The 20270-nt window shown below is 75.3% G+C and carries 17 protein-coding genes and 1 pseudogene; 16 read left to right on the forward strand and 2 right to left on the reverse strand.

Annotated features, from left to right (window positions below):
* From OP86_RS28810 to OP86_RS37280, 7 genes and pseudogenes are all read left to right on the forward strand, one after another.
* A pseudogene (locus tag OP86_RS28810) lies at positions 1-685 on the forward strand (DUF11 domain-containing protein); the annotation flags it as partial.
* On the forward strand, positions 682-1392 hold the full coding sequence (locus OP86_RS28815) for a Pvc16 family protein (RefSeq protein WP_030059308.1): 711 nt from the start codon (positions 682-684) through the stop codon (positions 1390-1392). The pseudogene OP86_RS28810 and the gene OP86_RS28815, both read left to right, overlap by 4 nt.
* Positions 1389-3590, forward strand: coding sequence for an AAA family ATPase (locus OP86_RS28820; RefSeq protein WP_078589450.1), 2202 nt, complete (start codon positions 1389-1391; stop codon positions 3588-3590). The genes OP86_RS28815 and OP86_RS28820 overlap by 4 nt, the downstream gene beginning before the upstream one ends.
* A gap of 205 nt (positions 3591-3795) precedes the next feature.
* Complete coding sequence (locus OP86_RS28825) at positions 3796-5346, forward strand: phage tail sheath family protein (RefSeq protein ID WP_030260415.1); 1551 nt, start codon at positions 3796-3798, stop codon at positions 5344-5346.
* Positions 5347-5421: 75 nt separating this feature from the next.
* On the forward strand, positions 5422-5862 hold the full coding sequence (locus tag OP86_RS28830) for a phage tail protein (protein ID WP_030059306.1): 441 nt from the start codon (positions 5422-5424) through the stop codon (positions 5860-5862).
* Positions 5859-6344 (forward strand): hypothetical protein, encoded by a 486-nt coding sequence (locus OP86_RS28835; protein WP_030059305.1) that lies wholly within the window; start codon positions 5859-5861, stop codon positions 6342-6344. Before OP86_RS28830 ends, OP86_RS28835 begins: the two co-directional genes overlap by 4 nt.
* Positions 6341-6499: a DUF6760 family protein gene (locus OP86_RS37280; RefSeq protein WP_167344238.1), complete on the forward strand. Its 159-nt coding sequence runs from the start codon at positions 6341-6343 to the stop codon at positions 6497-6499. The genes OP86_RS28835 and OP86_RS37280 overlap by 4 nt, the downstream gene beginning before the upstream one ends.
* Here OP86_RS37280 and OP86_RS36185 read toward each other — a convergent pair.
* A complete protein-coding gene (locus tag OP86_RS36185; protein WP_030260418.1) occupies positions 6483-7448 on the reverse strand; it encodes a hypothetical protein in 966 nt (321 codons plus the stop codon). The two genes, OP86_RS37280 and OP86_RS36185, sit on opposite strands and share 17 nt — an antisense overlap.
* A gap of 1879 nt (positions 7449-9327) precedes the next feature.
* Here OP86_RS36185 and OP86_RS36950 point away from each other — a divergent pair.
* The 9 genes from OP86_RS36950 to OP86_RS28890 all read left to right on the forward strand — a co-directional run bounded on the left by OP86_RS36950 (position 9328) and on the right by OP86_RS28890 (position 17544).
* Positions 9328-9888, forward strand: a complete 561-nt coding sequence (locus tag OP86_RS36950; protein ID WP_157849867.1) for a hypothetical protein — start codon at positions 9328-9330, stop codon at positions 9886-9888.
* Positions 9889-9962: 74 nt separating this feature from the next.
* The gene (locus OP86_RS28850; RefSeq protein WP_030059302.1) at positions 9963-10388 is read left to right on the forward strand and encodes a phage tail protein; all 426 of its coding nucleotides are present in this window, start codon (positions 9963-9965) and stop codon (positions 10386-10388) included.
* Positions 10389-10461: 73 nt separating this feature from the next.
* Positions 10462-11184 carry a CIS tube protein gene (locus OP86_RS28855; RefSeq protein ID WP_030059301.1) on the forward strand — a complete coding sequence of 241 codons (723 nt, stop codon included), beginning with the start codon at positions 10462-10464 and terminating at the stop codon, positions 11182-11184.
* The gene (locus OP86_RS28860) at positions 11181-12959 is read left to right on the forward strand and encodes a VgrG-related protein (RefSeq protein ID WP_030059300.1); all 1779 of its coding nucleotides are present in this window, start codon (positions 11181-11183) and stop codon (positions 12957-12959) included. The genes OP86_RS28855 and OP86_RS28860 overlap by 4 nt, the downstream gene beginning before the upstream one ends.
* A gap of 71 nt (positions 12960-13030) precedes the next feature.
* On the forward strand, positions 13031-13342 hold the full coding sequence (locus tag OP86_RS28865) for a PAAR domain-containing protein (RefSeq protein ID WP_030260424.1): 312 nt from the start codon (positions 13031-13033) through the stop codon (positions 13340-13342).
* The gene (locus tag OP86_RS28870; protein ID WP_051830875.1) at positions 13339-13818 is read left to right on the forward strand and encodes a GPW/gp25 family protein; all 480 of its coding nucleotides are present in this window, start codon (positions 13339-13341) and stop codon (positions 13816-13818) included. The genes OP86_RS28865 and OP86_RS28870 overlap by 4 nt, the downstream gene beginning before the upstream one ends.
* Positions 13818-15779, forward strand: coding sequence for a putative baseplate assembly protein (locus tag OP86_RS28875; protein WP_030260431.1), 1962 nt, complete (start codon positions 13818-13820; stop codon positions 15777-15779). The genes OP86_RS28870 and OP86_RS28875 overlap by 1 nt, the downstream gene beginning before the upstream one ends.
* A 49-nt stretch (positions 15780-15828) precedes the next feature.
* Positions 15829-16422: a phage tail protein gene (locus OP86_RS28880; protein WP_030059297.1), complete on the forward strand. Its 594-nt coding sequence runs from the start codon at positions 15829-15831 to the stop codon at positions 16420-16422.
* Positions 16423-16770: 348 nt separating this feature from the next.
* On the forward strand, positions 16771-17544 hold the full coding sequence (locus OP86_RS28890; protein ID WP_030059296.1) for a zinc ribbon domain-containing protein: 774 nt from the start codon (positions 16771-16773) through the stop codon (positions 17542-17544).
* Positions 17545-17578: 34 nt separating this feature from the next.
* Here OP86_RS28890 and OP86_RS33085 read toward each other — a convergent pair whose 3' ends face one another.
* Positions 17579-20251, reverse strand: coding sequence for a glycoside hydrolase family 31 protein (locus tag OP86_RS33085; RefSeq protein WP_051830877.1), 2673 nt, complete (start codon positions 20249-20251; stop codon positions 17579-17581).
* Positions 20252-20270 lie beyond the last annotated feature (19 nt).

Below are 20270 nucleotides of genomic sequence, written 5' to 3' on the forward strand. Positions count from 1 at the left end.
GCCACCGCCACCGCCGGCCCCCGACGCGACCCCGGCACCGCAGGCCGGCCCGGACGTGTCCGTCGACGCCCAGCCCAACCCCGGCTACGTCGGCGGCCACGTGACCGTCAGCTACACCGTCCGCAACACCGGGCAGGCCCTCGCGACCGGGCTGCGCCTCACCCTCGGCCTGCCCGCGGGAGTGCCCACCGAGGCCCTGCCCCCGGGCTGCCGGGCCGGGAGCTGCACGCTGGCCGACCTGCGCCCGGGCGGCAGCCAGGTGGTCCGGGTGGTGCTGTCACCCGTGGCCGCGCTGGACACCACCGTCACCGCGGAACTGACCACCACCGGCACCGACGCCGCCCCGGGACCGCACCGGGCGAGCACCCCGCTGCGCATCCTCCAGCCCCGCATCGTCGCCGTCCCGCCCATCGGCAAGCCCGGCTTCGTGACCTCCGTCCGCGGCGTGGACTTCCCGCCCGGGGTGCCGGTGCGGTTCACCTGGCAGCCCGGCATCACCGCCGCGGCGGCGCCCACCCACCCGCGGGACGACGGGACCTTCGCGGGCCAGCTGCTCATCCTCCCCAAGGACGAGACCGGCCCGCGGACCATCACCGCCGACGGCCCCGGATTCTCCCCGGTGACCTGCCCCTTCCTGGTGGTCGAGGGCAGCATCGGCCCGCCGGGGGAGGTGGAGCGGCGGTGATCCACGAGGTCGACGAGGCGCTGCGGCTGCTGCTCGCCGAGGCCGGTCTGCCCGAACGCGGCGTCGAGGTGGCCTTCGACGCGCCCACCCGCGACTTCACCGCCCGGCGCACCGCGCCGACGGTCAGCGTCTTCCTCTACGGGATCCGCGAGGAGACGGGCCGTCGGCAGGCCGGCACCGTCGCGGAGCACGACGCCGACGGCATGGTGGTCGGCCACCGCGCCGCGCCCCGCTGGTTCGAGCTGGCCTACCTGGTCACCGTCTGGACCAACCGGCCGCAGGACGAGCACCGGCTGCTGGCCGAAGTACTGCAGTGCCTGACCGCCGTGGACGCGCTGCCCGCCCGGGTGCTCACCGGGACGCTCGCCGAGCAGGGACTGACCGTCGGGCTCGACATCGCGGGGCGCGACACGGGCCTGCCCTCGGTGTCCGACGTCTGGTCGGCACTCGGCGGGGAGCTGCGGCCCTCGATCGACCTCCGGCTGCTCGCCCCGCTGCCCGGCGGACGCACCCCGGCCGGGCCGCCGGTCACCGAGGGCCTGGTGGTGCACGTCGAGGACACCGGCCGGGAGGACGCGGCGGGCACCGGCGGTCCGGGCCGCCGACTGCGCTACCACGGCGGCGCGGACCCCGGACGGGACGGCTTCGCCGCGCCCCGGGACCGCGGGCTGCCGCCGGGCCGCCGATCGCGGGGCGGGGCGCGATGAGCCTCGACCTCGGACCGGCGACGCGGGCCGCGCAGGCCGCGCCGACCGCTGTGCCGGTGTCGGCCACGGACGGGGCACCGGCCGGGCCCGGGCAGCTCTGGGAGCGCCTGCACCGGGTCGAGCAACGGGTCCGCACCGCGGTGCGCGAGCGCCGGGCCGAGGACCCGGACCCGGACGACCCGTACCGGGGCCAGTACCTCGGCCCGGAGGCGGTGGACCGGATCCTGGCGGCCTCCGCCACGGTGCACGGCGGTGGTACGGCCCCCGGCGGCGCTGCGGGCGGTAGTACGGCCCTCGGGGACGGGCCCGCGCCGCCGCCCGGTTCGCGGCTCGCCCGGCTCGTCGACGCCTTCGGGCTGCTCCCGGTGGACCTCGACATCCTGCTGGTGGCCCTCGCCCCCGACCTCGACGCCCGCTTCGAACAGCTCTACGGCTACCTCAACGACGACCTGACCCGCCGCCGGGCGACCATCGGGCTGGCCCTCGAACTGTGCGGACTGCCCGGGGCCGGGGCGGGCCGCTTCCGCTTCTCCGTACGGGCCCCGCTGATCGCCGGCGGCCTCCTGGAGGTCTCCGAGCCGGAGCGCCCGCTGCTCTCCCGCACCCTGCGCGTGCCGGACCGGGTGACGGCCCATCTGCTCGGCGACGACGAGCCGGACGGTGCGCTCGCCGGGGTGGCCCACCGCGCCGTACCCGGGGCGCGTCCCCGGCCCCCCGTCGAGCGGCTGCGCGCCGCGGCGGCGTACGGCGGGCCGGTGCACCTGCTGGACCGGAGCGGGACGGCCGGCCCGCTGGCCGTGGCCGCCCTCGCGGCCGACGGCCCGCCGCCCCTGGTCGTCGACGCCGCCGCGCTGGCCGCCCGCCCGTCCGCGGGTGTCGTGCGGGTGCTCGCCCGCGAGGCGCGGCTGGGCGGCTGCGGTGTGGTGCTCGGCCCGCTGGACCGGCTCGAACCCGAACGGCCCGAGCGGGCCGCCCTGTTGCGGGAGCTGTGTGCGGAACTCGCCGGTGTCCCGCTGATCGTGTACGGCCCGCAGGTGTGGGATCCGGCCTGGGCGCGGGAGAGCCCCGTGGTGGTCACCGTCCCGCCGCCGGACGCGCGCGACCGGGCCGAGCAGTGGGCCCGCGCGCTGGCCGCCGCGCGGACGCCGCTGAGCGAGGAGGCGTCGACCGAGGGGGCATTGAGCGAGGGGGCGTTGACCGAGAAGGAGCTGGCCGAGGCGGTGGCCGCCTACCGGGTGGACCAGGAGCAGGTGGAGCGGGCCGCCGCGGTGGCGGCCCGGACGGCGGTCGCCGAGCGGCGCCCGGTGCGCGCCGAGGACCTGCGGGCCGCCGTCCGGGCGCAGAACGCCGCCGGATTGGCCCGGCTCGCCCGCCGGATCGAGCCCGCGGTCGGCTGGGCCGACCTGGTCCTGCCCGACCCCACCGCCGGCCGGCTGCGCGAACTTGTGCTGCGGGCCCGGCACCGCGACCAGGTGCTCGGGCAGTGGCGGATGCGCCCGGGCGGCGGCCGGGGCAACGGGGTGATCGCCCTGTTCGCGGGGGAGTCGGGCACCGGCAAGACGATGTCCGCCGAGGTCGTCGCCGCGGAACTCGGCATGGAGCTGTACGTCGTGGACCTGTCCACCGTGGTCGACAAGTACATCGGCGAGACCGAGAAGAACCTGGAACGGATCTTCACCGAGGCCGCCCAGGTGAACGGCGTCCTGCTGTTCGACGAGGCGGACGCGCTGTTCGGCAAGCGCTCGCAGGTCAAGGACGCCCACGACCGCCACGCCAACGTGGAGACGGCCTACCTGCTCCAGCGCATGGAGTCCTTCGAGGGCATCGCGGTGCTGACGTCCAACCTGCGGGCCAACCTCGACGAGGCGTTCACCCGCCGGCTGGACGTGATCGCGGAGTTCCCGCTGCCGGACGAGGCGCAGCGGCGGGTGCTGTGGGACCGCTGCCTGGGGCCGCGGCTGCCCCGCGGTGACGACCTCGACCTGGACTTCTGCGCCCGGCACTTCGAGCTCACCGGCGGCTCCATCCGGGCCTGTGCCGTCTCCGCGGCCTACCTGGCCGCCGGGACGGGCGCCCCGCTGGGCATGGCGCAGCTGGTCGCGGCGGTGGTCGGCGAGTACCGCAAGCTCGGGCGGCTGGTGCTGGAGAGCGAGTTCGGGCCGTGGCTGGGCGTCCTGGGGGAGGGCGGACGCGGCTGAGCGGCGCGTCCGGTCCGCCCGCCCGGCCTGCCGCCGCCCCCGCTCGGCGGGGTGCCGGTGGTGCCCGTGTTACCCGTGGGTACCGGCGGTGGTGCCCGCCGGGGCAAACGTTCCTGCCCCCGGTCCGGGACCTCGGGACATGTCCCCGGTCGGCGCCCCGGCAGCAGACTCGGGGGCGAATGACTGGCCACCCGAAGGAGCGCGTATGCCGTCGTACCTCACCCCGGGCGTGTACGTGGAGGAGGTCCAGTCCGGTGCCCGGCCGATCGAGGGCGTCGGCACGGCCGTCGCCGCCTTCGTCGGCTTCGCCGAGACCGGCCCCTTCCACGAGCCCACGCTGGTGACCAACTGGGACCAGTACGTCCAGCGGTTCGGCGGGTTCACCGAGGGCACCTACCTGGCGCACGCCGTGTACGGCTACTTCGCCAACGGTGGCGGCTCCGCCTACGTCGTACGCGTCGGCGACCCGGCCCGGCGGGCCTCCGGCGTCGCCCCCGCCCCCGCCGTCAGCGCGCCCCCGCCCGTCGCGATCGCCGGCTTCCTCTTCTCGGCCCTGCCCGGTGCGGGCGGCGAGGTGTCCGTCGAGATCGCCGACGTCGAGGGCGAGAACGTCCCCGAGGACCGGTTCCGACTGCTGGTCCGCCGGGGCGGCGAGATCGCGGAGACGTACGACGTCTCGACCCGCAAGAGCACCAAGGGCTACGTCGTCACCCAGCTGCGCGAATCCAAGCTGGTCGCGGTCGCCGAACAGCCCGGCACCGCGCCGAGCCGCCCCGAGCGCCGTACCCACGCCCTCGCCGCCGCCCCCGCACCCGCGACCGGGCCGGTCGCGGCCCCCGCCACCCGGCTCGACCCCGCCGAGTACGTCGGCGACGCCGCCGCCCGTACCGGCTTCTCCGGCCTGGAGGCGATCGACGAGATCACCATGGTCGCGGTGCCCGACCTGATGAGCGCCTACCAGCGCGGCGACCTCGACGGCGAGGGCCTGCGGACGGTGCAGCTGGCGGTGATGTCGCACTGCGAGCAGATGGGCGACCGGATCGCCGTCCTGGACCCGCCGCCCGGCCTGAACGCCCAGCGGATGCGCACCTGGCGGCAGGAGGAGGCGGGCTTCGACTCCCGCTACGCCGCGCTCTACTACCCGTGGATCAAGGTGTTCGACCCGGCGAGCGGCCGCAACGTGCTGGTCCCGCCGAGCGGGCACGTCGCCGGGGTGTGGGCGCGCAGCGACGCCGAACGCGGCGTGCACAAGGCGCCCGCCAACGAGGTCATCCGCGGCGCGGTGGACCTGGAGATCCGCCTCAGCAAGGGCGAGCAGGACCTGCTGAACCCGATCGGCGTCAACTGCGTACGGGCGTTCCCCGGGCGCGGCATCCGGATCTGGGGCGCGCGCACCCTCTCCTCCGACCCGGCCTGGCGCTACCTGAACGTGCGCCGACTGTTCAACTACCTGGAGGAATCGATCCTCCTGGGGACCCAGTGGGTGGTCTTCGAACCCAACGACGACCGGCTGTGGTCCAGTATCCGCCGCAACATCACCGCGTTCCTCACCGAGGAGTGGCGGCGCGGGGCGCTGTTCGGCCAGACCGCGGCCGAGGCCTTCTACGTCAAGTGCGACCGCGACAACAACCCGCCGGAGTCCATCGACCTCGGCCAGGTGGTCTGCGAGATCGGGGTCTCCCCGGTGAAGCCCGCGGAGTTCGTGGTGTTCCGGCTGTCCCAGTTCTCCGACAGCACGAGCCTCGTCAACGAGTGACCACACCACACCACCGGCACGGTCGGCACCCCGTCGGCACGACGCCGGCGACTCATCGGAAGGTGACAACCAGCAATGGCTGAAGGCGATCCGCTCTCCACACACATATTCGGCGTCCAACTCGGCGGCTACAACGTCGAGTCCGTCAAGGAGGTCAGCAACCTGACGGTCGATCAGGAGGTCGTCGAGTACAAGCAGGTGACCCAGGAGGGGAAACTGATCGTCCGCAAGCAGCCCGGCGCCCGGCTGCCCGGCGAGGTGACGATCACCCGCGGCCTCGACAAGAGCGGCGCGTTCACGAACTGGATCAAGGAGACCCTCAACAACGGGGCGATCAACACCGCGCGGCAGAACCTCACCATCGAGGTCAAGGACACCACCGGCGCCACGCTGCGGCGGATCCAGTTGACCAACGCCTGGGCGAGCCGCTGGGAGGGCCCCACGCTCACCGCGGGCGAGTCCAGCGCCGCGACGGAGACCGTGACCATCGTGTTCGAAGAGATCAGCGTCGAGTGAGGCGGAAGATCGGCCTGGACGAACTGCTGGAACGGGCCCCGGCCCAGCAGAACACGGCGCCGCAGCAGCAGGCCCCGGGGCAGGCGGCGCCGGCCGGTCCCCGGGCCCAGGCGCCGCACACCGAGTTCGAGTTCGAGCTGCCGCTCGGCTACGTCGACGACGAGGGCACCGTGCACCGACACGGCACCATGCGCCTGGCCACCGCCCGCGACGAGCTGATGCCGCAGATCGACCTGCGGGTCAAGGAGAACCCGGCGTACCTGAGCGTGGTGCTGCTCAGCCACGTGATCACCAGGCTCGGCGACGTCACCGACGTGCACGCCGGGATCGTCGAGCGGATGTACGCCACCGACGTCGCGTTCCTCCAGGACCTCTACCAGCGGATCAACAGCGAGGGCCACACGCGCGCCGCGGTGACCTGCCCGCACTGCGACGGCGCCTTCGAGGTCGACCTCGCCGGTGGGCGCCTGGGGGAATCGTGACGTACGCGCCTGCTCGGCTGTACGAGGAGATCGCGTACATCGCCTACCACTTCCACTGGCAGCGGGAGGACATCCTCGACCTGACCCACCGGGAACGCGGGCAGTGGGTGCGCGAGATCGCGCGGCTCAACACCCGTGTCAGCGAAGGCGGGTGAGCAGGGTGGGGCTGAGGGACTGGATCGGCCGCCGCAGGGCGGGCGACGGGGACGGCGGTTCGGCGGGCGGCGGTACGGAGGTCGGCGCCGCCCCGGTCGGTGACGCCGACGGTGCCGGGCCGCGGCGACCGGCGGGGGACGGGGGGTGGCGCGCCGTGCGGCCGCTGGTCCCGACCCTGGCCGGGGCCCCGCACGGGGTCAGCGACGGCCTGCGGTTCCGGTCCCGGCTCTCCGCCTGGCAGGACCCCTCGCTGTGCGGCCCGCTCGGCCACGCCGTCCTGCCCTCCGCCCCGGTGGGGATCCTGCGGGCGGTGGCGACACCGGTCTCGACGGCCGCCGTCTTCGGGGGCGGGGACGAACTCGCGCTGCCGGTCGTCAGCGGAGCGGTCGGGGCCGCAGGGGCGGAGCCGACGGCGGACGCGGACGACTCGGGGGAGTCGGGGGCGCCGAGGCGGGCGCGGCCGGTCCAGCGGTCCGGCGGGCTGCGGCGGCTTCCCGTCCGGTCGGTGCCGCGAACGACGCGCCCGGGCGGGACGGACCGGCCGGCGGCCTCGGCCGACAGCGACGGCAGTGCTCCTGCGGGCGGTGCGGAGCTCACCGCCCCGCGCCGCAGCGATGCTGCGGATCCGGCCGGCCCGGCCGGCCCGGCCCGCCCGGTGCGGCCAGCGCGCCCGGTGCGGCCGGTGCGGCCGCGCCCCGTCGGCGAGGCGCTGATCGTCGCGCGGCGCCCCGGGGCACTGGCCGCGCGCCCGGTGACGGTGGTCCCGGTGGCGACGGCCTCGGTGGCGACGGCCTCGGTGGCGACGGCCTCGGGACCGGGCCGGATGCCGGACGCCGTCGCCGGGCCGTCGAGCCCGGCGACGGAACCAGCGGACGGCCCGCGCCCGCCCGAGAACGGCGGAGCCGTCGCGCCGACGGCGGCCGGACCGGACGGAACCGCCGCGCCCACCCGGAGCGAGCCCGGCGGAGGAGTGGTCCAGCGGGCTGCCTCACCGGGCCAACTCGCCCCTGCCCGCCCCGTCCTCGGCGCACCCCTGACCGCGCTGCCCGCGAGCGCCGCACCCGTGGCCGCCACCGGCCCCCGAGTCCCGGACACCGCGTCGGGTGGGCCGGCCATGCCGGTCGTCCCCGCCGATGCCCGGCCCACGGGCACGGGCACGGGCACCGGTACGGCCGGGCCCGAGCCCACCTACGGCTGGGGCACCCGCGCGACCACCGAGCCGACCGGTTCGGCAGCGCCCCGCCCCGCGCGCGGCCCCGACGGCGCGACTCCCGTCCAGCGCACGCCGTCCCGAGCCGGCGCCTCCTCGCCCGCACCGTCCTCGCCGACCGTCGAACGCGCCGAAGGCGCCGGACACCCACGCCCCGACCAGGCCCCCGCCCGTACGCGTGGCGGCCTCGGCGCGCCCCTGGACGCGCTGCCACCGACGGCAGCCACGCCGGGCCGCACCGCCCCGCTGCTCGGCGGGCGAGCACCGGTCCGGCGGATCACGGGCCCGACGGCGGGCGCTGCCACCGGCGGCAACAGCGGCACCGGCGGCACCGATGCTGGGAGCGTGCCGTCGCAGAGCACGTCCGTCGCCCTGCCCCTGGTCGGTGAGGGGCCGCGGGTGCAGCGTGTTCAACGTGCCGTCGCGCGTTCCGGCGATGATTCGGCGGATGCGGCAGCCCGGCCTCAGGGCGGGGGTGGCGGTCGAGCCACGGCGGTGCCCGCCGCTGCCGCGCCCCCGGTCGGCGAGGCGCCGCGTGTCCGGCGTGCTGTGCGGCGTTCCGGCGATGCTCCGGCGGTGTCGGCAGCCCGGCCCCGGAGTGGCGATGACGGACGGTCGGCAGGCCGGAACGGCCCGGCCGACACGGTCTCCGGTACGCCGTCCCACGGCATCGGTCGGGAGCACCGGCCGGGCGCTGCGCCGCAGCCGGTCGTCCCCGCGACCCGGGCGGGGAGCTCTGCCGGGGCCTCAGGCCAGGGCGGTGCTCCGCTGGGAGGCGGCACCCGTCCGGCGGTCGCCGTACGACCGGTGACCGGAGGCTGGGGTGTCCAGCGAGCCGTGGCGCTCACCGGGCCAAAGCGCGGGCTGATCGGCGAGCGCCCGATGAAGGTCGCCCTCGCAGCCCCGGTGATGCCGCCCGCGACCGGGGCCGCGACTGGAACCGGCGCAGGCGCAGCGGCGCCCGCCCCGCCCGTGGTCCCGGCAGTCTGGTCCAGGGCGCTCCAGCCGGGCACGGACGGCGAACCGGCCGCCGGGCCTGCGGTTGCGGTGCAGCGTTCGCGTTCGGGTTCGCGACAGACGCCGGGCGCCCGGGACAGCCGTACCGCCGTCGGGCAACCAACGCCACAGGGAAGCCCCGTGCGATCCGGTGTTTCGGGCGCCGCAGCGGTGCCGGAGCAGTCGTTCGGCGCGGGCGCGGTGCAGCGTTCGCGCGTGCGGGGTTCGTCGGCGGGAGGGGGTGGCCGGGTGGCGGCGGATCGGCCTTCGGAACAGGGGAGCCGGCTGTCGGGCCGTGCGTCCGGTCTGGTGCGCGGGGTCGTGGGTGCGGTGCAGCGTTCGCGTGCGTGGCGTCCCTCGGAGCGGGCGGACGGCCGGGTGAGGGCGGATCAGCCGTCGGAGCAAGGGCGTTCGGCGCAGAGCGGCCAGAGCGGCCAGGGTGGCTCGGCGCCATCGGCAGCCCGGCAGCCGCAGGGCGGCACTTCGGGTAGCAGTACGGCTGGCAGTACGGCCGCGGGCCGCCCGGCCGTGCAGCGTGCCGTCGCACCGGCGTCCGCCGGGCGCCCCAGGCCCGGCGGATCCGCCTCGCCGTCCGCCGTGGTGACGGTGCCGCGCCCGCCCGTGGTCCGGCTCACACCGCTGGCGGCGCCGTCGCTCCAGCGGCTTCCGGCCGCCTCCCCGCAGCCGCAGCCGTCCTGGACGCAGCCGGGCCCGGGCGCGGTGGCGGACCCTCGGCTCCCCTCGTCCGTCGTGTCGCGCGCCACGAGCGTTCCTTCCGTACGGCCCGCTCCGGCCGCGCTTGTCCAGGCCGCGCCCGCCCGGACCGGACCCGTCCAGGCCGCGTCCCTGCCGCCGTCGCCCGGTACGGCGCGGGTGTTGCAGCGGGTGGCCGAGCAGGCGGGCCTGGTCGGGGTGCCGTTGACCGCCGTGCCGGCGCGCACGCCGACCACCACGGTGCAGGCCGCCCCGCAGGCCGCCGCGTCGGCGGGTTCGCCCGCCCGGAGCGCGTCCGCGCCCCACACCGGCGGATCGCCGTCCGGGCCGGCCGAGCCGGGCGGCGTCGGGCTCGGCGACCTCGACGAGTTGGCCCGGCGGCTGGTCGAACCGGTCGGGCGACTGCTGCGCACCGAACTGCGCCGGGGGAGGGAGCGCAGCGGTCGGCCGTACGACGGGCGCCGCTGAGCAGCGACGCGGACCGGAAGCAGCAAGCAGGAGCAGGAGCAGGACGCAGGAGCAGGAAGCAGGGAGCCGGACCGATGACCGACAACATCTTCGCGACCAGTGTGTTCTTCAGCCTGACCATCGGCGGCAACGACCTGGGCGAGTTCACCACCTGCTCGGGGCTCGGTGCCCAGGTCGAGATCGAGCAGTACGCGGAGGGCGGCAACAACGGCTTCGCCTGGCAGCTGCCGGGCCGCATCACCTGGACGAACATCACGCTGACCCGCGCGGTCACCGCGGACACCGCGAAGATCACGCGCTGGCTGGGCGAGATCGTCCGGAAGGTCGAACCGAAGGACGGGGAGATCGTGGCGCTGCGGCCCGACCTGAGCCGGATCGTCGGCTGGCAGGTGCTCGGGATCGTCCCGGTGCGGTGGGAGGGCCCGTCCTTCGACCCGTCCAGCTCCCAGCCCGCGATGGAGACCCTGGAGATCGCCCACGCGGGCCTCCGCCCGTCCTGAGGCCCCACCCCCGATTTCCCGTCAGCCCCGCCCCACCCAGCCGCCCCACCCAGCCCCCGTGAGGAGCACCAGGATGTCCGCAGCGGTCCCCGCGAGCGTGACCCGGGCCCAACTGACCATCATGGAGCCCCCGTCGACGGTCGGCGCCCAGCCCGGCGGGACGCTCGCGCAGCTCCGGCTCCAGTTCAACCCGGCGACCCTGGTGCTGCGCAAGACCACCGAGTGGCGGCGCACGCCGTCCCGGATGGCGGGCCAGTCCGCGTTGCCGGAGTTCGTCGGCAGCGGTCCGCGTTCGCTCTCGCTCGACGTGTTCCTGGACTCGACCGCGACCCACGACAACTCGGTGGAGCGGGCGGTGGAGCAGCTGATGACGGCGTGCGTGCCGACCCCGACCAGCCTGGCGCGCAAGACGCCGGCCAGTCCGTGGATCCGGCTGGACTGGGGCACCCTGAAGACGACGTCGTTCAACGGCGTGCTGACCGGCCTCTCCGTCACCTACACGCTGTTCGACGTGGACGGCAATCCGCTGCGCGCGGTGTGTTCCCTCTCCATCGACGAGGCCAGCGTCGACCCGGCTGGGCAGAACCCCACCTCCGGCTCCCCGGAGGCGCGCAGCACCCACCGGGTGATCGCGGGCGACAGCCTGCCGCTGCTCGCCTGGCGCGCGTACGGGGACGCGACGGCCTGGCGCACCATCGCGGAGGCCAACGACATCGACGATCCGCTGGCGCTGGTCCCCGGCGCGGAGCTGATCGTGCCGGGGATCGACGAACTCACCCGGGGAGGGCGGCCGTGACGACCCCCGAGGCCCGGGGCGGCCGGCCGTTCGCCGCGGATCCCGTCGTCGAGGCGCCGGGCCCGCTGCCGCCGGCCTGGGCGGCCCAGTTGGTCTCCTGTGACATCGAGGAGAGCGTCGGCCTGCCCGACACGGCCGTCCTGAGCTTCCGGGACGCGGACCACACCTTCCTCGCGACGACGGGCATCACCATCGGCACTCCGCTGCGGGTGTCCGTGGTCACCGTGCAGGGGCACACCCAGGTGCGGCTGTTCACCGGCGAGGTGACCGCGCTGGAGCTGGAGGTGGACACCACGGGCTCGTACACCGTGGTGCGGGCCTCGGCGGTCACCCACCGCCTGATGCGCGGGCGCCGGGTGAAGGCCTTCCGGAACATGACGACCGCCGACATCGTCCGCCAGGTCGCCGCGGGTGCGGGCCTGTCGTGCGGGCGGGTCGACGCGTTCCCGGTCGTCCACCAGCAGCTCTCCCAGGCGAACGTCCCGGACTGGGAGTTCCTGCAGTTCCTGGCGCAGGAGAGCGGCGCGCACGTGCGGGTCGACGACGACGGCCGGCTGGAGTTCGTCCGGCCCGATCCCGCGTCCGGCGCGCCGGCGCCGTCCACCCCGGCGCCGCAGAGCCCGATGGTCCTGGAGTACGGGCGCAACCTGCTGGAGCTGCGCGGGGTGCTGACGAGTACCGCCGGCGCGGACACGGTCGAGGCGCGCGGCTGGAACGTCACCACCAAGAGCGCCCTGGTCGCCACCGAGCCGTCGGTGACCTCCCGGACGGTGCTGCCGGGGATGAGCCCCTCGACGGTGACCTCCGCCTTCCCCGGCCCGGCCCGGCTGACCGTCGCCGACACCCCGTACCGCACGCAGGCGGAGACGACCGCCGCGGCCCGGTCGCTGGCGGCCTCGGTGGCCGCCGGCTTCGGCGAGTTGGAGGTGGTCGCCGAGGGCAACCCGCGGCTGCGGGCGGGCAGCGCGGTCGCCCTGGGCAACGTCGGCGCCGCCTTCTCCGGCCGCTACACCGTCACCGGGGTGCGCCACCTGCTCGAACCGTTCCGCGGCTACCGCAGCACCGTGGTGGTCAGCGCGTCGCCGGACCGCTCGCTGGCCGGGCTGGTCACCGGGGGCAACGCACCGCCGCGCGGGCCGCGGATGCCGGGCCTGGCCGTCGCCGTGGTCACCGACGTCCGGGAGCCGGGTGGCGGTCAGCGCGGCTGGGTGAAGCTGAAGTTCCCCTGGCTGGACGACACTTACGTCTCCGACTGGGTGCGCACCGTGCAGTGGGGCGGGCACGGGGGCGGCGGGGTGGTCTGCCCCGAGGTCAACGACGAGGTGCTGGTCGGCTTCGAGCAGGGCGACCTGGACAGCCCGTACGTGCTGGGCGGGCTCTACAACGGCGTGGACCGGCCCTCGCCGCACGACGTGCCGCTGGTCGACGCGGCCGCCGGCAAGGTCAACCGCCGCTCCGTGGCCTCCCGTTCGGGCCACCGGCTGGAGCTGCTGGACGTGCCGGGCGGTAAGTCCGGGGTCCGCCTGGCGAGCGGTGACGGAAAGCTGGAGGTCCAACTGGACCAGCAGAAGGGCGAGATCGTCCTGACCGTCCACGGCGCGGGCGGCGCGGCGGGGAGCACGGTGCGCCTCTCCTCCTCCGGGATCACCCTGGACGCGGGCACCGGTGAGGTGAACGTGCGCGGCGCCTCGGTGACCGTCCGGGGCACGACCGCCGTCACCGTGGACGGCGGGGCCGAGGCCGTCCTCAAGGGGGCCTTCGTGCGGATCAATTGACGAACCATCAGCTACCTCGCAGCAAACCAGTGCCCACGACCAGCAGGGCACCATCGGAATGGAGACCGTACATGCCCCCCGCAGCCCGGACCGGCGACCTCACCGACCACGGCGGCGCCCTCACCACCCCGCCGCCGGGCGCCGTCAAGGTGGCGACCGTGCTGATCGGCGGCCGGCCCGCCGCGGTGGTCGGCAGCATCCACGCCTGCGTCCCGCACGTGGAAATGGGCCCCGCCAACCTCGTCGAGCCCGGCCTGGGCGGAGTGACCAGGGGCGTGGTCCTGATCGGCGGGCTGCCCGCGGCCCGCATGGGGGACAAGACGACCTGCGGTGCCACCATCACCAGCGGCGCGTTCAACGTGCTGATCGGAGGCGCCGTATGACCAGCAGTTTCATCGGCCGCGGCTGGGCCTTCCCGCTTCGGGTCAACGCCACCGGCGGCATCGGCATGGTGGAACGGGACCGGGAGATCGCGGAGGCCGTCCGGCTGATCCTCGGCACCGCCCCCGGCGAACGGCCGATGCGCCCCGAATTCGGCTGCGGCATCCACGAGTACGTCTTCGCCCCGGGCGACAGCACCACCGCCGGGCGGATCGCCCGCGAGGTGCGCATCGCACTGGAACGCTGGGAGCCGCGGATCGAGGTCGACGACGTGGTGATCGCCTTCGACCGCGTCGACGAGGGCACGCTCTACATCGACGTCCACTACACCGTGCGCGCCACCAACGACCGCCGCAACCTGGTCTTCCCCTTCTACACCATCCCGGAGCACCCGGCCGCCGAGTCCGCCGCCGAGTCCCCGGCCGCCGCGTCCCCGATCGCAGCGTCCCCGATCGCAGCGGGCGGGGGCGCGAGCTGATGGCCCTGCCCTCCCCGAACCTCGACGACCGCCGCTTCCAGCAACTCGTCGACGAGGCCAAGCGGTACGTCCAGCAGCGCGCACCGGAGTGGACCGACCACAACGTCTCCGACCCGGGCGTCACCCTCATCGAGACCTTCGCCTACCTGGTGGACCAACTCCTCTACCGGCTGAACCGGGTACCGGAGAAGAACTACGCCGCCTTCCTCGACCTGCTGGGCATCCGGCTCTTCCCGCCCGCCGCGGCCCGCGCCGAGGTCGACTTCTGGCTCTCCGCCCCGCAGCCCGAGACCGTCCTGCTGCGAGCGGGCACCGAAGTCTCCACGCTGCGCACCGAGACCGACGACGCCGTGGTCTTCGCCACCGCCGAGGACCTGCCGATCGTCCCCAGCGAGCTGGACCGGCTGGTCACCGTCCACGCCACCGGCGAGCAGTCCGACCGTACGGCCAGGCTGGCCGACGGGGCCGACGTGCCGTGCTTCCAGCCGCGCCCGGAGGCCGGGGACGCCATGCTCTTCGCCCTGCCGGCCGTGGTGCCGCGGTGCATCCTGGTCGTCCGGCTGGACAGCCGGGTGGAGGGCGTCGGCGTCGACCCGCGCCAGCCGCCGCTGGCCTGGGAGGTGTGGGACGGCGCCCGCTGGATCGGCTGCGAGACCGGCAGCGACACCACCGGCGGCCTCAACCGGCCCGGCGAGGTGGTGGTGTTCGTGCCCGCCGGGCACACCGCGTCGGTGGTCGCCGGGCGGCGGGCCGGCTGGCTGCGCTGCCGGGTCACCGAGCCGCGCCCCGGCCAGCCGTTCTACTCCGAGTCCCCCACCATCCGCCGGGCCGAGGTGTTCACGGTCGGCGGCACCGCGACCGTCGTCCACGCGCAGACCGTCACCGACGCGCCGCTCGGCTCCTCGGAGGGCGTCGCGGGCCAGCGCTTCCGGCTCGCCCGGCCGCCTGTCCTGCTCGACGGCGAGCCCCCGGTGGTCGAGGTCGCGGCCGGTGAGGGGTGGCAGCGGTGGACACTCGTCGAGCACTTCGGCGACTCCTCCCCGGCCGACCGGCACGTGGTGCTCGACGCGACCACCGGCGAGTTCCAGTTCCCGCCCGCGGTCCGGGAGCCCGACGGCAGCCTGCGCGCCTTCGGGGCGGTGCCGCCCAAGGGCGCGCGGCTGCGCGTCCCGCACTACCGCACCGGCGGCGGGATCGCGGGCAACGTCGCCCGCGGCACGATCACCGTGCTGCGCAGCTCCGTCCCGTACATCGCCCGGGTGGACAACCGGGAGGCGGCCCGGGGCGGGGTCGACGGCGAGACCGTGGAGAACGCCAAGCTGCGCGCCCCGCACCAGCTGCGGCTGCAGGAACGGGCCGTCACCGCCGGGGACTTCGAGCTGATCGCCCGGCAGGCCGCGCCGTCCGCCGCCCGGATCAGCTGCGTGCCCGCCGGCGGCGGGGAGGCGGGGGCGGTGCGGGTGCTGGTCGTCCCCGACGCCGTCGCGGACGACGGCGACCGGCTGCGGTTCGAGCAACTGATCCCCGACGAGCAGGTGCTGGCCGCCGTCGCGGCCGCCCTCGACGAGCGGCGGCTGATCGGCACCCGGATCCTCGTGCAGCCCCCCTCCTACCAGGGCGTGACGGTGGTCGCCCGGCTCACCACCCGCTCCACCGACCCCGACCGGGTCCGCGAGGCGGTGCTCGCCGCGCTGTACCGGTACCTCAACCCGCTGCGCGGCGGCGCCGAGGGCTCGGGCTGGCCGTTCGGCCGGGCGGTGCAGTACGGGGAGGTGTTCGCGGTGCTCCAGCGGGTCGCCGCCGTCACGGGGGTCGAGGAGCTGCGACTGTTCCCGGCGGACCCGATCACCGGGCGCCGGGGCGCGCCCGCCGAGCGGGTCGAGGTCCCGCCGGACGCCCTGGTCTTCTCCCACCAGCACCAGGTGGTGGTCACGGTGGCGGGCGAGGACGGGCCGTCATGAGCGAGCGGTGGGGGTACCCCCGGCCGGAGGCTGGGGGAGAGGTGGGGGCATGAGTAGCCGGGCCGCCGTTCCGGGACTGCCCAGCCCGTACCCGATCGGCGAGCTGCTTCCCGCGCTCTTCGCCGACGACGACTTCGCCCAGCGGTTCACGGCCGGCCTGGACACCGTCCTCGCCCCGGTCTTCGCCACCCTGGACAGCCTGCCCGCCTACTTCCGCCCCGACCTCGCGCCGGCCGACTTCCTGGACTGGCTGGCGTCCTGGGTCGCGGTGGAGGTCGACCCGGCCTGGCCGCTGGAGGTGCGCCGGGCGGTGGTCGGGCGCGCGGTGGAACTGCACCGGTGGCGCGGCACCCGGCGCGGACTCGCCGAGCGGCTGCGGCTGGTGCTGGGCGCCGGGGTCGAGATCGTGGACGGCGGCGGCGCCTCCTGGTCCACCGCCGCCGGGGCCGCCCCGCCGCCCGCGTCGAGCGGTGAGGTGCTGGTGCGGGTCTGGCCCCTGCGGCCGGGTCCGGCGGAGGAACTGGACGAGGACCGGGTGCTCTCCGTCGTCAGGGCGGGCTGCCCGGTCCATCTGATCTGCCGGGTGGAGATCCTGCCCGGTCCACCTGGTCCACCCGGTCCATCCGGGCGAGCGGAGGGCTGACGGATGCCGGTGTGCCCCGACTGCGGAACGGTCAACGGGGAGGGGGACGACTTCTGCGGCAACTGCGGCGCCTACCTGGGCTGGTCGCGCGTCGCCGCCGCCCCGGCGGCGCCACCCGCCGCGCCCGCGCCCGCGCCCGCGCCCGCGCCTGAAGCTGAACCTGCACCCGCGCCCGAACCTGCGCCCGCCGCCGAGCCGCCGCGCCCGACCGGCGCCCGGGTACGGCCGGCTCCCGATCCCGTTCCCGCTCCGAAGCCGGTACCGAAGCCAACGCCGAAGCCGGTACCGAAGCCAACGCCGGAGCCGACTCCGAAGCCCCAACCACCGTCCGCCCCACAGCCCGACCCGGTGGCCGTCCAGCCCGCCAAGCCCGTCGCACCCCGCCCCGTCGTCCGGCCGTCCACGGCCGACGAGGCCCCGGACGGCCCGCCCTGCCCCCGCTGCGGCACCCCCAACCTGCCCGACCGCCGCTTCTGCCGCCGCTGCGCGGCACCGCTGACCGTCACCGCGCCGCCGCCCAAGCTGCCCTGGTGGCGCACCCGTTGGCCGTTCCGGCGCCGGGTGCGGATCGGCGGCTCGGGCAATGCGCTGCGCCGCACCATCGCGCTGATCGCGCTGGCCGCCGTCGTGGTGGCGGGGATCCTGCTCTACCCGGCGGGCAGGAACGCCTTCCAGGACGTGCTGGACAAGCTCCGCAGCACCGCGCCGATCACCCCCGCCGCCGCCTCGGCGAGCGCCGCCGTCGAGGGCCACCCGGCGACCGCGGCCGACGACGGCCTGACCAACACCTACTGGGGAGCGCCCGCGATCGGGGACTCCGTCGCCTTCACCTTCCGCACCCCGTTCCGGCTGGTGGACCTGATCATCCACACCGGCGGCTCCGCGGACCCGCAGCAGTTCCGGCAGCTGGCCCGCCCGCTCGTCCTGTCCCTGGAGGTCACGGACGCGGACGGCGGGCTGCACCGGAAGCGGATCACGCTCAACGACCAGCCGGGCCCGCAGACCGTGGCGACCGGGATCAGCGACGTCGTCCAGGTGAGGCTCACCGTCCTGGAGGCCGCCGGAACCGCCCCCGACCGCGCCATCGCCCTGGCCGAGGTGGAGTTCTTCAAACGCACCTGAGCCCGCCGAAGAAGACGGAGCCGCCCGGGGGCGGTCAGCGGCCGCCGTGGATCAGCTCGACGGAGAAGCCGCGGTCGGTGGGCTGCTCCGGCGTCTTGACCCGCGTCACGCCGCTGGCGGCGTCGTAGAACCAGCCCGAGGCCGCCGAGTCGAGCGCCGCGGCCGAGGCCAGCCGGGGGAGCGGGCCGCCCCGGGTGACCACCAGGCGCGGGGCGGGCTGCCCGTGCACCGTGAAGCGGTACGACCGGGCGGCCGGCTTCCCGGTGTAACTGCCCACGCTGGCACCGACCTTGACGACGGTGACCGGCCCGGCGGCGTGGACGTCCACCTGCTGGGTGGCGGAGGCGCCGGCGGTGAACTGCCGGGTGACGCCGTCGTCCTCGTACAGGGTGTAGGAGGAGTCCCCCTGGGCCTGCGGGTAGAGGTCGTAGTCGAGTTCGCCGCGGTTCCTGGTCTGCCAGGAGAGCGTGCCCTCGGGCCACATCGGCACGATCGCACCGCCCTTGACGAACAGCGGCAGGGTGTCGAGCGGCGCGGAGTAGCCGTCGACGGTGGTCGGGCCCTGGTAGGTGCGCCCGGTCCAGTAGTCGGTCCAGGTGCCCTCCGGCAGGTAGATGCCGTTGCGCACCGAGGTGTCGGAGTAGACCGGCGCGACCAGGAAGTCCGGCCCGGCCAGGAACTCGTACGTCGCGTTCGGCCCGAGGGCGCCCGGGTCGTTCGGGTACTCCAGGGCGAGCGGGCGCACGGCGCCGATGCCGGTCCTGGTGGCCTCGGCGGACAGGGTGTACATGTACGGCAGCAGCCGTTCCTTCAGCTGCAGGTACGTGCGGTTGATCGAGGTGTAGGGCTCGCCGTCCAGCCAGGGCTGCTGGTCGCGCTGCTCCTTGCCGGACATGTCCCGCGCCCAGCCGTCCATCGTCATGACGGCCGGGAGGAAGGCCTTCCACTGGAGGTCGCGGGTGTACATCTTCGGGTCGCGGCGGAAGATGGAGCCGATGTCGCCGGTGTCGTAGGCGATGCCGGACATGGTGGCGCCGGCGTAGGTGGGGATCTGCCAGCGGATGTAGTCCCAGGACAGGCTCTGGTCGCCGCTCCACAGCACGCCGCAGCGCTGGGCGCCGGCCCAGGAGACGGGCAGCCAGACGAACCCGCGGGCGTCGCTGTTGTCCTCGATGCCGGCCTTGGCCTGGTCGCAGGCGTTCAGCGCGAAGTCGTAGCCGTTGCCGACCCACGCCACGTCGAGCTTGCGCACCCGGACCCCGGCCTTGACCTCCTCGGCCTGGTTGGGCAGGCCGTTCTGGGTCCAGAGGCCGAGCTGGGCGTGGTCCTTCCGCAGGCCCTCGCCGGTCTGCGGCAGGTTCTCGTAGCCGCAGCCGTAGCCGTCGTTGACCAGCATCCAGCCGAGCGGCATCCGGTTCTGCACGTAGCCGTCGGCGACCTTGACGGCGTCGGTGGTGTGCCGCTCGCCGCGGTTGGCGTTGTGCAGGTAGCAGTCGGAGTCGCCGGGCTCCAGGCCGTAGACCGGCGGCATGAAGGGCTTGCCGACCAGGGCGGTGTACTCGCCGATCACCGACTTCACGTCACCGGTGAAGTAGTAGGCGTCCAGGCGTCGTTCCTGCTGCCCGGTGCGCACCGGCGAGCCGAAGTCGTAGATCCCCGGGGCGAAGGTGTTGCGGAAGACGCCGTAGCCGGCGCTGGAGACGTAGAACGGCTGGGAGTTGTTGTAGCCGCCCTCGTTCCAGTTGAAGCTGTTGGCGACGTGGACGGTCTGGTCGCGGTGCGAGAAGCTGCCGTTCTGCTCGCCGCCGCCGAAGAACTGCTCGTCGGCGCCGCGCACCAGGCTCTGCCGCAGGCCGCCGGTGCTCCAGCGCAGCGGCGCGTCCTCCTGCCAGATCGCGGTGCGGTCGTCGGCCTTGTACAGGGCGAACCGCAGCGGGTGCTTGTAGACCCGCAGCACCAGGCCCTTGGAGCGGATGCCGTGGTAGTCGCCGGCGTCGAACGTGCTGGTGTCGCGCTGGAGTTCGGGCTGCTTGCGGATGATGGTGCTGCCGGCGGGGTCGGTGAGGACGCCGTCCGGGGCGGCGCGCAGCCGCAGCTGGTCGTCGGCGAGGAAGTCGACCTTGGCCTTCAGCGGGCCGGCGGAGATGTCGTAGCTGCCCTGGGCGCCGGAGAAGGCGGTCAGGTCGCCCGCGTCGGTGGTCCTCGGCAGATAGGCACGGCCGGTGAACGAGCCGCTGTGGACGTCGTACGGGACGACCAGGACGTGGTAGGTGCCGGAGGCCTTCGGGATGACGGTCGCCTCGGGGTCGGCGGTGCCCGCGCTCTCGGCGACCTCCTTGCCGGAGGCGTCGTAGACGTAGAGGTCGAAGTCGTCGGTGGGGTTCTGCCACTGGATCGAGAGCGGGACGCCGCCCTCCGGGTTGTCGTCCCAGTAGGCGGCCGGTACGTCGACGGTCAGGTCGAAGCGGGCGCAGACCGTGCCGTCCGGGTCCTGCGCGGCGGGCGGGCAGCTGGTGGCGCCGCCGAGCGTCCCCTTGGGGTAGGCGGGGCTCTGCCAGCTGACGCTCTGGTGGCCCTGGTCGAGGACGGCGGAGGGGGTGCCCGCGGCCCGGGCCGGCAGGGCGGGCCCGGCCATGGCGGCGAGGCTGGTCAGGGCCGCGGTGAGGGCGGCCCGGCGGAGGCGGGCTCGGGGCCGGGGTAAGCGCACGGGGTTCTCCTTCGGAGGG

It is taken from the genome of Streptomyces novaecaesareae, assembly GCF_000716875.1.
Taxonomy (GTDB): Bacteria; Actinomycetota; Actinomycetes; order Streptomycetales; family Streptomycetaceae; genus Kitasatospora; species Kitasatospora novaecaesareae.

Coding starts and splice junctions, on each gene's coding strand:
- OP86_RS28820 (WP_078589450.1), top strand. CDS start 1,389: ATGAGCCTCGACCTCGGACCGGCGACGCGGGCCGCGCAGGCCGCGCCG.
- OP86_RS28825 (WP_030260415.1), top strand. CDS start 3,796: ATGCCGTCGTACCTCACCCCGGGCGTGTACGTGGAGGAGGTCCAGTCC.
- OP86_RS28830 (WP_030059306.1), top strand. CDS start 5,422: ATGGCTGAAGGCGATCCGCTCTCCACACACATATTCGGCGTCCAACTC.
- OP86_RS28850 (WP_030059302.1), top strand. CDS start 9,963: ATGACCGACAACATCTTCGCGACCAGTGTGTTCTTCAGCCTGACCATC.
- OP86_RS28855 (WP_030059301.1), top strand. CDS start 10,462: ATGTCCGCAGCGGTCCCCGCGAGCGTGACCCGGGCCCAACTGACCATC.
- OP86_RS28865 (WP_030260424.1), top strand. CDS start 13,031: ATGCCCCCCGCAGCCCGGACCGGCGACCTCACCGACCACGGCGGCGCC.
- OP86_RS28870 (WP_051830875.1), top strand. CDS start 13,339: ATGACCAGCAGTTTCATCGGCCGCGGCTGGGCCTTCCCGCTTCGGGTC.
- OP86_RS28875 (WP_030260431.1), top strand. CDS start 13,818: ATGGCCCTGCCCTCCCCGAACCTCGACGACCGCCGCTTCCAGCAACTC.
- OP86_RS28880 (WP_030059297.1), top strand. CDS start 15,829: ATGAGTAGCCGGGCCGCCGTTCCGGGACTGCCCAGCCCGTACCCGATC.